The organism is Eggerthella lenta DSM 2243, from assembly GCF_000024265.1.
Taxonomy (GTDB): domain Bacteria; phylum Actinomycetota; class Coriobacteriia; order Coriobacteriales; family Eggerthellaceae; genus Eggerthella; species Eggerthella lenta.
In genome coordinates this window covers 470,828-484,408 of the sequence record NC_013204.1, presented here as the reverse complement: position 1 = coordinate 484,408, position 13,581 = coordinate 470,828, and the positions used below count along the sequence as shown (strand labels likewise).

The 13,581-nt window shown below is 63.5% G+C and carries 9 protein-coding genes; 4 read left to right on the top strand and 5 right to left on the bottom strand.

Annotation, left to right across the window (positions count from 1 at the left end; translation table 11 throughout):
- Window positions 1–146: 146 nt before the first annotated feature.
- On the bottom strand, window positions 147–842 hold the full coding sequence (locus ELEN_RS01910) for a DUF4956 domain-containing protein (protein WP_015759948.1): 696 nt from the start codon (window positions 840–842) through the stop codon (window positions 147–149).
- Between the two features lie 51 nt (window positions 843–893).
- Window positions 894–1,838, bottom strand: coding sequence for a polyphosphate polymerase domain-containing protein (locus ELEN_RS01905; RefSeq protein ID WP_015759947.1), 945 nt, complete (start codon window positions 1,836–1,838; stop codon window positions 894–896).
- 196 nt (window positions 1,839–2,034) lie between these two features.
- On the opposite strand from ELEN_RS01905, the gene ELEN_RS01900 reads away from it, so the two are divergent.
- The 3 genes from ELEN_RS01900 to ELEN_RS01890 all read left to right on the top strand — a co-directional run bounded on the left by ELEN_RS01900 (window position 2,035) and on the right by ELEN_RS01890 (window position 5,389).
- A complete protein-coding gene (locus ELEN_RS01900; protein ID WP_009305970.1) occupies window positions 2,035–2,748 on the top strand; it encodes a response regulator transcription factor in 714 nt (237 codons plus the stop codon).
- The gene (locus ELEN_RS01895) at window positions 2,742–4,040 is read left to right on the top strand and encodes a sensor histidine kinase (RefSeq protein ID WP_015759946.1); all 1,299 of its coding nucleotides are present in this window, start codon (window positions 2,742–2,744) and stop codon (window positions 4,038–4,040) included. Before ELEN_RS01900 ends, ELEN_RS01895 begins: the two co-directional genes overlap by 7 nt.
- Window positions 4,041–4,111: 71 nt before the next feature.
- Window positions 4,112–5,389 (top strand): MFS transporter, encoded by a 1,278-nt coding sequence (locus ELEN_RS01890; RefSeq protein ID WP_015759945.1) that lies wholly within the window; start codon window positions 4,112–4,114, stop codon window positions 5,387–5,389.
- 101 nt (window positions 5,390–5,490) lie between these two features.
- Here ELEN_RS01890 and ELEN_RS01885 read toward each other — a convergent pair whose 3' ends face one another.
- From ELEN_RS01885 to ELEN_RS01875, 3 genes are all read right to left on the bottom strand, one after another.
- Complete coding sequence (locus ELEN_RS01885; protein WP_009305965.1) at window positions 5,491–7,581, bottom strand: glutamine synthetase III family protein; 2,091 nt, start codon at window positions 7,579–7,581, stop codon at window positions 5,491–5,493.
- Window positions 7,582–7,766: 185 nt separating this feature from the next.
- A complete protein-coding gene (locus tag ELEN_RS01880) occupies window positions 7,767–10,061 on the bottom strand; it encodes an N-6 DNA methylase (RefSeq protein ID WP_015759944.1) in 2,295 nt (764 codons plus the stop codon).
- Window positions 10,051–11,601, bottom strand: a complete 1,551-nt coding sequence (locus ELEN_RS01875) for a LuxR C-terminal-related transcriptional regulator (RefSeq protein ID WP_015759943.1) — start codon at window positions 11,599–11,601, stop codon at window positions 10,051–10,053. Before ELEN_RS01875 ends, ELEN_RS01880 begins: the two co-directional genes overlap by 11 nt.
- Window positions 11,602–11,774: 173 nt before the next feature.
- On the opposite strand from ELEN_RS01875, the gene ELEN_RS01870 reads away from it, so the two are divergent.
- Window positions 11,775–13,544 (top strand): FAD-dependent oxidoreductase, encoded by a 1,770-nt coding sequence (locus ELEN_RS01870; protein ID WP_015759942.1) that lies wholly within the window; start codon window positions 11,775–11,777, stop codon window positions 13,542–13,544.
- Window positions 13,545–13,581 lie beyond the last annotated feature (37 nt).

Genomic DNA, 13,581 nt, shown 5'->3' with positions numbered 1-13,581 from the left:
GACAACTCCTTTTTTCAACAGAGACAATCGAACGAAGAGGGCTGGGGTGATGCCCACCAAGCGAGTTCCGCAGCGAAGCGAGGACTGTTTGAGCGACTGGGTATCTCCCCAGCCCTCGCCAGTCGACTTAGCGTCTGTCCATTCCATTACAACACGTCCTTACTCGCAGCAGCGCGCCCGCAGGTGATCTTCAAGTTGCCGTTACGGCAGCGCAGTTCGTCGATCATGCGCTTCTCCGTTCCCGGCTGCTTCATCCGCACCGCATATTCCAGTAGAAACAGGCTTCCCATGTTGGTGGTTTGCACCATCGTCAGCTCGTGCTCGTCGGTATAGCGCTTCAGCACGTCGTCGAACACGCCGTCGTACTCCAAGTCGTCGGGAATGGTGATTTTCAGCGTCTTCTCCGGCTCTTTCTGCTTGCCGAAGGGCGACAGCATGTAGCCCACGTTCACGATAGCCACGATGATGGTGAACAGCACGGCCAGCACGATGAAGCCCATGCCCGTGGCCAGGCCGATGGCCATGGCCAGAAACACGCTGCCGATGTCCTTCGCGCTGCCGGGGATGGAACGGAAGCGCACGAGGTTGAACACGCCCATCACCGCGATGCCTGCGCCCAGGTTGCCGTTCACCAGCGTGATCACCATCTGCACGATGAGCGGCAGCAGCGCCAGCGTCACCACGAAGTTCTTCGAGTACGTGTGGCGGAACATGTAGATGAGCGCCACCGCCGCGCCCAGCACGATGGACGCGAGGCAGCACAGCAGGAAATCGACGGTGGACACGCCCGCAACGAGCGATTCCGTCGATCCGAATATCGAGGTCAATGCAGTATCGAGCACAGTTGGTTCCTTTCGGGTAGAGAGGGAGGGGCTATCGAACGGCCAGGCACCTCAGCAGCGCGTAGGCGTGTGCGACGGCGCACGGAAGCGACGAGGGCGGCGGCCGCGCAACGCTGCGGCGAACCGCTCGGCCTTCTGCTCGGCGGCTGCTTGGGACGCGCGCGCTGTCGCAAACGACGACGCACCGCGATGAGCGGCCATGCAGGCCCGATACGCTTCCCCGTACTTCGAGAACGACGTCGGGTAGGCCTCGCACGCATCGAGCGCGCGAACGAGCCACAGCGGAAACGGGCCGGACGACTTGATCTCCATCACGGCATCGCCGTCGGGGAGCAGCGGATGCGATGCAGCACCGGCATCCCTTGCGAACAGATCGCCGTAGGCGATGCCGGCATCGAAGGTGATGCGCAAGTCGTCCGGCACATCGCCCAGCGCGCGCAAGCCGGTTGCGCCGCCGCCTGCCGCCGCGGCGATCGTCGCTATCGACGCGTACGCAACGCGCTCGCACTCGATGAGCATCGAAGGCCGCAGAGGCCGGTACCGCGCAATGAACTCGTCGACCTCGCGTGCGATCTGCACGCTGCGCGGCGACAGCGACTCGGCGGCCATCGCCGGGTCGGGCAGCGGGAATCGCGCGCAGGCCTGCTCGTACGACTCTCCGCCCAGGTAGGCTTCGGCCGCAGCCAACGAGCAGCCCACCCGTCGCTTGTACACGATGCCCTTGTACTTCTTCTTGATCTCCACGAACACGCGGTCGCCAGCCTGCGGCGACCCGTAGCTGCGCAAGCGCAGCTTCTCCTTGTACAGCGGCTTGTCCAACGACCGCTCGATGAGCGCGCGCTCGGGCGTGTCGAAGTAGCGGCTGACGATGCGCGTCCGGCCGAACGCGTCGGGCGCCATGCGACCGCGTAACGCGGCTGCCATCGCGCGGTGCTGGCGCGCGTCCAGGCGGTACTTCACTTCCTTGCGTTCGAATACGTCGGTGAACGTTGTCATGGGATACCGGTCCTTTCCATCAGACACCGCATCCTAGCCGCGCTGCCTGAAAGTTCCCTGAAAGGGCCTGCCTCCGCCCGAGCGCTCGCGCAGAAGCAACACGCTCGCGAAAAGGGCCTTCGCCTGTTTCTTTCAGACGCTTTTCAGGTCTGACGGTACAATGGAAGCTAGGACGCGCGAAAGAAAGCAGGTCGCCATGCAAGTCCTCATCGTTGAAGACGACGTGCGCCTGGCGCAGGCGCTGGCGCACATACTCGCCGAGAACGGCTACCAGACGGACGTCGTGCACGACGGCGCCTCCGGCCTCGCCTACGCCGAATGCGGCGACTACGACGTGATCATCCTCGACGTGATGCTGCCGAAGATGGACGGCTTCGCCGTGGTGGCCCAGCTGCGCCGCAAAAGCATCAGCGTGCCGGTGCTGCTGCTCACCGCGCGCGACGCCGTGCCCGACAAGATCACCGGCCTCGACAGCGGCGCCGACGACTACATGACCAAGCCGTTCGCGCCCGCCGAGCTGCTGGCTCACCTGCGCGCGCTCACGCGCCGCCAGGGCGAAGTGCTGTTCGAGAAGCTGGCCGCCGGCGACCTCGTGCTGAACCTGGAAAGCTACGACCTGGCGTGCGGGTCGAAGTCCATACACCTCAGCTACAAGGAGTTCTCGCTGGCCAAGGTGCTCATGGCGAACGCCGGGCAGGTGGTGTCGAAAGACATGCTCATCGCGAAGGTGTGGGGCGTGGAGTCGAGCGCCGAAGACAACAACGTGGAGGCCTACGTGTCGTTTCTGCGCAAGAAGATGAAGTTCCTGGGATCGACGGCGCGCATCGAGACGCTGCGGCGCGCGGGCTACCGGTTCGTGGCCGATGCCGCGCCCGACGACGCCTCGGAAAGCGCGGGCCTTCCATGCTGAAGAAGCTGCGCGTCAAGTTCATCGCGCTCAACATGGCCACCGTTGCCGTGGTGTTGGCCGTGGTGTTCACCGCCATCTGCGTCATCGACTACCAGCAGAGCGTCGCGCGCGTGCACGAGACGCTCGACGCTGCTCTTGCCCACGCAGGCGACGCGGGCGGCGGCCCGTCGAGCGGCACCCAGCCCGGCGCCCAGGTGCCAGCGGACGCCGCCCGTGCAAACGGAATGCCCCCCGAGATCGGCGGCAAGCGCGGCGGATCGGATCCCGCCATTCCCGTAGCGGTGTTCTCGGTGGAGGCCGACGGCTCGCTGGCAGCTGTTCAAACGCGCACTACGGCGTCCATCGCCGACGACGTGCTGGCGCAGGCCGCGGCCGCGCTGGCCGATCAGCCCGACGGCTCCGGCAGCCTGGTCGGCCTAGGGCTGTTCTACGAGAAGCGCACCGTGGGAGGCGCCGCGTACCTCGCGTTCGCGGACATGAGCGCCGCAAGCGGCTGGCAGACCCTGGCCGTCACACTGGCGGGCGTGGGCGCGGCGGCGTTGGCTGCGTTCTTCGTGATCAGCATGTTCTTCTCGCGGTGGGCGCTGGCGCCAGTGGATCGCGCATGGCGCCAGCAGCGCCGGTTCGTAGCCGACGCTTCGCACGATTTGAAGACGCCCCTCACCGTGATCCTCGCGAACACGTCCATCCTGCTTGAGCATCCCGAGCGCAGCATCGCCAGCCAGAGCCAGTGGATCGAGAGCACCCAGCACGAAGCGCAGCAGATGCAGGGCCTGGTAGGCGACCTGTTGCTGCTCGCGCAGGTCGACGAGGGCGCCGCGCCGCCGCCCATGGAGCGGCTCGACCTCACCGACCTGGTGGAAGGCGAGCTGCTGCAGTTCGAGTCCGTGGCGTTCGAGCGCGCCGTCGATTTGCAATCGCAGCTGGACGAGAGCGTCATGGTGCGCGGCAATGCGATGAGGCTGCGCAAGTTGGTGGGCACGCTGCTGGACAACGCATGCAAGTACGCCGACGACGGCGGCAGCGTGAACGTATCGCTGCGCCAAAGCGTGCGCCGCATCGAGCTGGCGGTGCACAACACCGGCTTCGCCATCGCGCCCGAGGATCTCCCCCACGTGTTCGACCGCTTCTACCGCGCCGACAAGGCGCGCACGCGCGACGACAGCGGCTACGGCCTGGGGCTGGCCATCGCGCACGCCATCGCCGAGGAGCACGGCGGCAACCTCGCTGCCGCCAGCGACGACGAGCGCGGCACCACGTTCACCCTCACGCTGCCCACCTTGCCCGCCTGACGACGCTGGCGAAGTCTTCTATACTGGAAGCTCAACCTGAACGCATCTGCTTCGCAAGGAGATCTACGCACATGGCACTACACTCGTGGCTCGCACGGCCTCAACGGCGGTTGGGGCCGCTGGGGCTCATCGTGCTGCTGGTCATCACGTCGCTGGTCACGCCGCTTTCGCTGGACATGTACACGCCGGCCGTCCCGCACATGACCGAGCATTTCAACACGTCGGAGAGCATGGTGAACCTCACGCTGGTGGGCTACTTCCTGTTCTTCGCCGTCGGGCTGCTGGCGTTCGGGCCCGCAAGCGACCGCTACGGACGCAAACCCGTGCTGCTGGCAGGCATTCTCACGTATGCGCTGGCCAGCGCTTTATGCGCGCTGTCAGTGGACATCGTCATGCTCATCGCCACGCGCATCCTGCAAGCCTTGGGCGCCGGGGCGGTGAGCGCGGTGTCCACGGCGGTGGTGAAGGACGCCGTCGTCCCCGAACGGCGCGAGGCTCTGCTGTCCGTCGTGCAGGTGATGTTCGTGGTAGGGCCCGTGCTGGCGCCGGTGGCGGGCGCGCTCATCCTGCAGGTCGCCGACTGGCGCATGACGTTCTGGGTACTGGCGGGCATCGGCCTTCTGTGCGCCGGGCTGGCGCTGCTGTTCGACGAGACGCTTCCCGTCAGCGAACGCTACGAGGGCACCGTGCTGGGAAGCGTGAAGCAGCTGGGCGCGGTGGCGCGCAACAAGGGGTTCTCGGCGTTCCTGGGCATCGTCGGGCTGTACAACCTGCCGTTCATGGCGTACATCGCCGTCGGTTCGTACGTGTACATCACGTTCTTCGGGCTGACCGAGCTGGAGTACAGCATGTACTTCGCGTTCGCCGCGCTGCTGACGGCTGCGGGGCCGTTCATCTGGCTTGCGGCCTCGCGGTTCATGTCCGCGCGGCGGTTCACCAGCATCCTGCTGGGCATCGCGCTGGCGTCCGGCGCGGCCATGCTGGCCGTGGGCCAAGCGAGCCCGCAGCTGTTCTGCATCACGTTCCTTGCGTTCGCGCTGACGGAGGCTGCCGTTCGGCCGTACAGCACCAACGTCCTGCTGTCGCAGCAGGAAGGCGATACCGGAGCCGCATCGTCGCTGATCAACTTCGCGCACACCGCCATCGGCTGCGTCGGCATGCTTGCCGCCGTACTGCCGTGGCCGAACTACGTGGTAGGCGTGGGCGTCATCATCGTCGGTTCGATGGGCGTCGCCATCGCCGGCTGGGTGGCTCTGCTGCGCTCGAACGTACCGCTCCGAGGCATCAAAGATGCAGGAGACGAACCAACAGCGGCACCCGACAGCGACCTTGCCCCGCAAGAACGCTAGGCATGTTCGCCCGAAAAACACGGAATCATGCCCGAAAGCGTGTTTTTCGGGCGAGCGTGCAAGCGGCCCCGGCATAGCCGGGGCCGCTGGAAGCGTTTCGCTTACACGTAGAACAGGATGTCGTTGTACGTGGGAACGGGCCAGTGGTCGCGATCGACGAGGACTTCGAGCCCGTCGACGGCGGCGCGCAGCCTGTCCATGACGGGGATGACCTCGTGCGCGTAGGTGTTCGCCTTCTCCTGCTCGCTCTCGATCTCCAGCGTCTCGTGGTGCAGCTTGCCCAGGGCGCGCAGCTGCGTGTCGATCTCCTTGATGCCCAGCAGCAAACGGCGCAGCAGCTCTTCCTGCTGGTCGGTGTCGGCACCGGCGCAAGCCGACCGGATGGCGTTGATGTGGCCGGCCACCTCGGCGGCGTAGCTGTTGATGGCGGGCAGGTAGGCGCGGCGCACCATGCGCTTCATCGTGCGCGCCTCGATGTTCAGCAGCTTGTTGTACTTCTCCAGCTTCACCTCGTAGCGGCTGCGCACTTCGGTTTCCGTGAGCACGCCGAACTCCTCGAACAGCGCGATGCTCTTCGGTTCGACGAAGCACGGCAGGGCGTCGGCCGTCGTAGGATGGTTCGCCAGGCCGCGGCGCTCCGCCTCCCGCGTCCATTCTTCCGAATAGCCGTTGCCGTTGAAGATGATGCGCTGGTGCGCCGTCAGCACGTCGCGGATGTAATCGATGGCGGCGGCTTCGAATTCCTCGCCGGCCTTGCCCTCCATCGCGTCGGCGAAGTCCTTGAGGCTCTTCGCCATGGCCGTGTTCAGGATCATGTTGCAATCCGACAGGTTCACGCCCGAGCCGGGCATGCGGAACTCGAACTTGTTGCCGGTGAACGCGAACGGCGAGGTGCGGTTGCGGTCGGTGTTGTCCTTGAGGAAGTTCGGCAGCACGGCCACGCCCAGATCCATGGCGACTTTCTCGGCGTTCGTGTACTCGTGGTCGTCGATAAGCGCGTCCACGATGGCGTCCAGCTCGTCGCCCAGAAAGATGGAGATGATGGCCGGCGGCGCCTCGTCGGCGCCGAGGCGATGATCGTTGCCCGCGGACGCCACCGACATGCGCAGCAGCTCCTGGTAGTCATCTACCGCCTGGATGACGCCCGCGAGGAACACGAGGAAGCGCAGATTGTCCATGGGGCTCTCGCCGGGGTCGAACAGGTTCTTCTTGCCGGCAGACAGCGACCAGTTGTTGTGCTTGCCCGAGCCGTTGATGCCCTCGAACGGCTTTTCATGTTGCAGGCACACGAGGCCGTGATGGCTGGCCAGCAGGCGCATCTTCTCCATGGTGAGAAGGTTCTCATCCACGCCGCGGTTCACGTTCGTGAAGATGGGAGCCAGCTCGTGCTGCGCCGGAGCCACCTCGTTGTGCTTCGTGCGAGCCGGCACGCCGAGCGCCCACAGCTCGTTGTCCAGTTCCTTCATGAACTCGTTGACGGTGGGGCGGATGGCGCCGAAGTAATGCTCGTCGAGCTCCTGGCCCTTGCAGGGGGCGTAACCGAACAGGGTGCGGCCCGTCATGATGAGATCCTGGCGCTTGGCATAGGCCTTCTCGGACACGAGGAAGTATTCCTGCTCGGCGCCCAGCGTGGGCACGATGCGCTGGCGCGGCTCGCCGAACAGAGCCAACACGCGGTTGGCCTGCTCCTCCACCGCGCTCATCGAGCGCAAAAGCGGCGTCTTCTTGTCGAGGGCCTCGCCGGTGTAGGAGCAGAAGGCCGTCGGGATGCACAGCACCTCGTCCTTGATGAACGCGTAGGACGTGGGATCCCAAGCGGTGTAGCCGCGGGCCTCGAACGTGGCGCGCAGGCCGCCGGACGGGAAGCTGGAGGCGTCGGGCTCGCCCTGGATCAGCTCTTTTCCGGAGAAGCTCATGATGGCTCGGCCGTCGCTGCAGGGGTCGAGGAAGCTGTCGTGCTTCTCCGACGTGATGCCGGTCAGGGGCTGGAACCAATGCGTGAAGTGGGTGGCGCCCTTCTCGATGGCCCATTCCTTCATGGCGTGGGCCACGACGTTCGCTACCTCGATCTCGAGGGGCTTGCCCTCTTTCATGGTTTTGATCAGGCTCTTGTACGTGGCAGACGGCAGACGCTCCTGCATCGTATGCTCGTTGAATACCATCGAGCCGTAGATTTCCGAAACCTTCGCCATGAGAATGAGCTCCTTACTCGTTGCGTTCAAGGCGGTGCGCGGCCTCCCGCGACGCGCGCGGATGAACCACCCGCATACGATAGCACGGCCGCAGGTCAAACCGCATGATCAATACGCCGTAATCAAACTAACGGCGAAATGTTTCAAGAAGTTTTCGAACCTGCGGCTTCCAAGCTCTTTCGTAGCTATACGTACGACCAAGGCGTCAGGTCTCCCAGCGCAACAATCTCACTTTCCGGCACGCTGCGCGCAAATCCAGGGATGAATACGCTCGACCCGGTCGCAATCCACCGCTCCACCGTCGACACGACGCGATCGCGCGCATCCATCGGAAGCCCGCGCCCCGCCCTCGTCACGTTCGGCACGCCGTATTCCAGGGCATTGACGAACAGGGTTTCAAAAGGCACTGAGCGCTTGTCGCCCAAAACGATGATGCTGAAAGGAACCCTCCCGTCGCTGAACAGACCCCCTGGAAGTGAAACGACTGCACGAACGCATCCCGATTCGATCAGGGCGGCACGTACTCCAGGCTCGCAGCCTCGCGATTCGTGCAGCACGGCATTACTGGCCGCCAGAACCGCGATGCCGCCCGGTGCTCGATGGGCAAACGCCTGCTGCACCCACGCAAGGTTCGCCTTATTCCGCGGAGGAACGCCGAACGCCCAACGCGTGTCGCTGGGATCGGGTGCATGGTCGGTCCATTCTCCCTGATTGGGAGGCAGCACCGACACGATCACATCAGCGAGCTTACCCGCGAGTTCGTCTTCGACCAGCGCGGATCCCACCGCCAACGCACCGTCGTCGAAGAACCACCCTTCGCAGCGCGCAGCCAGCTTCGCCACAAGCGCATCGGGGAAACGGACGGTCTGGCCGCCGCAGCGAATCGTCGGGGCAAAACGCCGAAGCGCCGCCAGCGTATCACCGACACCCAAGCAAGGATCGTATGCTTGCGCAGCAGAGGGATTGAACGCTAGCGCAATACGCGCCATGAGATCGCTCACGGCAGCGGGGCACGGCGCGTCCGGCTCGGGTTCGTTTCCAAGAGCGAGCCAACGGAGCAATTCCCCGTTATAGCCGTCAAGCCGCAGATCGCCTATCCGATCGATCATGCGTCGTTGCGAAGACTCGTCCAACGACGATGCGCTCAAGGCGAAACCGCTCAAGAACGACAGCCCCTCGTCCTGGGCCGCAAAACGCTCCAGTTCCACATCGATCTGAGCCGGCGTATCCTCGGCTGCGATAACGCGCGCCCAAGCCGCGCCGTCGTCAACCAAGCGCACGAACAGCAACGGCAGCACCTCCCACGCCGCATCGAACGCCGACGCCGCAACGCCCTCGACATGGGCGAGATCCGATCGCACATCCTGAACGAGCGCTTCAAGCACCTCATGCGGCGCGGGTTCCACAAAGCGCTTGAGCGCCTCTTCGCGTCCCGCAAACAAGCCGTCAACCAGCACCTTGGCGGCTGCGTGCGCCTCTTTCGCCTCGCGCTCTCCTTTTTCGATCGATTCCAGAATCGCCCGCATCTCGGAATATCGCGCGTCCCGCTCGCCCTCCTCGATCAAGGGGATCTCTAACGCGACAAGCTCCTCGAGCGGAAGCGCCAGCGCCTCCACCGCACGATCGACAACGCGAAGACGCGGGCGAATACCGAGCGAGGCGAGCGCGAACACGAGCGCATCCACCGTCAAAGGGTCAGACGCATCCGTCGTCAAGGCAATCGTGTCGACCAAAGGATACGCGCCTTCAGGCATCATGCGGGCCACAAGGTATTGCCCCGCCTGCCCTACGACTACGCACTGCTCTCGTACGCCCTCCTCGTCGGTGTACGCCATAACGCCCTGCGAAGAGACGGCCGGGAGCGCGCCCTTCGCACTGCGCTTTTCAGCCGGAAGGAACGAGCCCTCGCGCATAGCGCACGCGTTCCCCAGCTTCATCGTCTTCGAAGAGCGTCTCGCGGCTTCACGATAAGCTTCGACCCCCTCCTCGAACAAGCTTCGATTACGTGCCGCAAGGTCACGGCAGCGCGATTCGCACTCGTCCAGATACCGCGCCACGGCGCGACGAACGTCCGCATCAGGCCACGGCACGGAAATATGTCGCAGACTGCTCTCCGTGAGCCGCACGGTATGCCCACTCATGTCCGCATGCTTGGCAGCTGGGATGCGCGATAGGACGTGACGCAGATAAACCGTGTCGGCATCGTCGTCGCATGCAACCACATGGTACAAATCGGTCGCCGAAAACTTTCCACGTGCTTCCGTCACCTGCAAACACCCGCTGGGAGCCTCCACGTTGCACACTGATCCCAGCAAGAGGAACCGTCCATCGAAAGCATAATCGTCGAAGGGGATGAAACCCGTCTCGACATAAAGCCGGTACGGCCCCTTCCGCAGCAACCGCTGCGCCCCTCGCACGGGCGCGCACCGATCATCGAATACGCAGGCAACCTCTTCCAGGCGCTTCATCTTAATCGACATCGCATTCCTCTCTCTTCCTGAACTCTTCCACCAGGTCGAAAACCTGCTGACGATTGTGCACATCGAGCTTCCGGTACAGGTTCTTGCAGTGCGAGCGCACGGTGTTCTCCGACACGAACAGCGTTTCCGACATGCGCGCCACATCGCGACCGCGCATGATCAGCTCAAGCACGTCGGTCTCGCGATTTGACAGCCCGTAGGTCTTTTTTAGCAGACGGCTGTACACGGGAACCATATCCTGCGCCACGATGACGTTGCGCACAAGAGGACGGGGCGCAGGGCGCTCGTCCGATGGGCGCGCAACCGCGCCGCCTTCGCCCGAGAACTCCTTGCCCTCAGGCTCGGATTCAGCGGCTCCCCCGATCGGGTCGAACTCCCGATCAACCTTTCCTTTGCGCCGCATGTTGACCACAACCCCCGCGAACGATAGTACGTAGGTCGACATGAGCGCAATTACGAGAATCTGGGAGATGTCGTACGTCCGTCCCAAAGCGTCGCCCACCGCGCGACCGATCAACACCCCGCCGTACACAATACTCGAGAACACGCCGAACACGGCTATAGGGTCCACCTGGCGCAAATGGGCGATCTTGATGCAGGTCACCATCATGAAGATAGACACGAGCGAGAATGCCGCGTTCGCCATCCCGGCGAACAACATGCGATAGCCCGCATCGAAGAACGGCAGAAACAAAAAGCCGGTCATCACCGCAAGGAACACCGCGGTGTACACCGCTGGAAACGACAGACGACCTCGCACCTTGTCCCACACCAAAGCCAGGCCGCCGGCCGCAACCAGCATGCCAAGAGCCAGCGTCACGTTCAAGACAGACGAATCGCTTCCGCTTTGCTGGGCGAACATACGCGAAACCCCGCCGACATACCCGATTGCGGCAATGCACAGCATGTAGCGCCATGTGCTGGACACGATGTTAGCAAGCGTCGTGCCACCGCTCTGCCCGACAACGATGCCCGAAGGCTCCCGCTGAAACACGTTGCCGCGGCAGCGTCGCAGGAACAGCGCGTTGAGCGCAACAACGCAGAACACCACGATCGCGTACAGCCAAAACCAAGCGATGCATGTCACGACAAGGTAGAACACCGCCGACAATGCGGATCCGACGATGATCCGGCGCGCTGCATCGTCCGCACCCTGTTCGGCGAACAGCCGCTGCCACATCACGAAGGACAGCGACGACCCCGCTCCGACAAGAAACGCCGAAAGGTTCTGCAGCGCCGCGTTCTGCACGAATACCGTCGCGAACAGCCCCGCATATCCCAGCGCAAGGCACACGGTGGAATGGTAGGTGGTATCGCGCTTGCATTGGGACGGGAAGTAGAGGCACCCCAACCCGAACGCGAACAAAATGCCGATGTAGCCAATAGACCGTGCGGTCTCGCCGCCGCTCATACCGCTGAACGAAAGCGACGTCATGGATGCGATATGAAGCAAACCCCAAGCCGACGTGGAGCTCAAAACCAGGTAGATAGCGAACCCGACGCTGTATGCGTCGAACGCGCGCGAGATCTTCCTCAACATGGCACCCTCCCCGATGCTCTTCCCATGATGCCACCATACCTTCCCCACCCCCTTCCGTGGGTGAAAACGGCGAAATTCACCCATGCTATGTGAGGTTTGCCGACGGGATATTCGTACACTGCGAATCGTTGAACAAGCATGCAATACCGCATGCTCGGGGTAAGGAGGACCGTATGATCACCAAGGGAACGGCGTTCGACCGCCGCAGCTTCCTCAAAGGCGCGATGCTCGCAGGTGCGGGTACCGCCGCATTCGGATTGGCAGGCTGCGCAGCGAACGGGGGCGGCGCGAGCGGCGGCGCATCGTCGAACGCTTCGGCAAGTTCCGGCACCGCAGGGCAGTTGAGCGCCGAGGCCATCAGCAAGGGGACCTGGGCGTTCGAGATCGCGCCCGAACCCGTAGCCGACAGCGAGATCGCGCAAGCCTACGAGGCCGACATCATCGTCGTGGGCGCAGGTGTCTCCGGCTTGGCCTGCGCGGCATCCGCTACGGAAGAGGGAGCCGACGTGATCCTGTTCGCCGCCAGTTCCCAACCAGTTGCGCGCGGCGGCTCCAACCACGGCATCGGCACGAAGTTCCACGAGCGCTTGGGCATTACCGACTACACGAAGGACACCATCGACGGCTTCATCCGCCAAGAGCTGGCGCGCAACGGCTATCGCGTGGACCAGAAGAAATGGTACAAGTGGATCAACAACAGCGCCTCCACCATGAACTGGCTCATCGATCTCATGGAAGCGAAGGGCTACACCACTACGATGGAGATCGGCTACACCGACACCGAGGGCGTGTTCACGGCGCACCCCGGCTCCCATAACTGGGTGGAGCAGGCCGACGGCAAAGAGTCGGGCGCTGCCACGGGCGAGAACCTCGTCATCGCCATGTACGAAGAGAAGATCAAGGAGCAGGGCGGCCAGATACACTACAGCACTATCGGCCAATACCTTATCCGAGAGGATAACAACACCGGGCGCGTTTCCGCTATCGTCGCCAAGGACCCCGACGGTAACTACGTGAAATATGTGGGCAGAAAGGCCATCGTGCTGGCGACGGGCGACTTCTCCGCCAACCAGGACATGATGGCGAAGTACTGCTCCTGGGTCGCACCGCTTTTGCAGTACAACGAAGTTGATTACGACGCCATGTTCCAGTTCGGCGGCCTCGGCCCCGGCGACGGCCAAAAGATGGGACTGTGGGTGGGCGCCGCCTGGCAGCAAACGCTTCCGAACGCACCGATGATCGACGCCGTGGGACCCATGCCCTACCGCCAGTCTATCGCTGATTTCTCGGGACTGCTGCTCAACAAAAAGGGCGAGCGCTACTCGAACGAAGACGTCATCTTCTCGTACGGAACCTACGCCATGATGATGCAACCCGACATGACGCGCTACGGCATCTGGGACACCGCTTACGCGAACTGGTTCGATACCTGGGAAACGTTCGGCACCACCATCGTGGAGAACGAGGGCAAGAACGCGACTACGCCCGAGGGGTATCTCGCCTCGTGGGACAGCAATGTGGAGAAAGGGACGTTCGTCAAGGGCGACACCATCGAAGAGGTTATCGCGCAACTCGATGGGCTCGATCCCGAGAACGCGAAGAAGTCGGTCGAGCGCTACAACGAGTTGTGCGAAGCCAAGTATGACGACGACTTCCACAAAAGCGCGACGCTCCTCGCGCCCATCAAGGAAGGACCGTTCTACGGCTGCAAGCTCGAGATGAGCCCCGCTAACTTCCTCTGCGTGACAGGCGGCTTGCGCACCAACGAAAACATGCAGGTGTGCGACGAGCAGAACGAGCCGATCGAGGGCCTGTACAACCTGGGCATCATGGTGGGCGACAGCTACGCGAACTGCTACAACTTCGCCATCTGCGGCCACAACCTGGGCATGAACTGCAACACCTTCGCCTACATGCTGGGCAAGGATCTCGCTGAAGCGTAACCGAATTCCCGGCGGCCGGTTCGCGCTTATGCCCGCC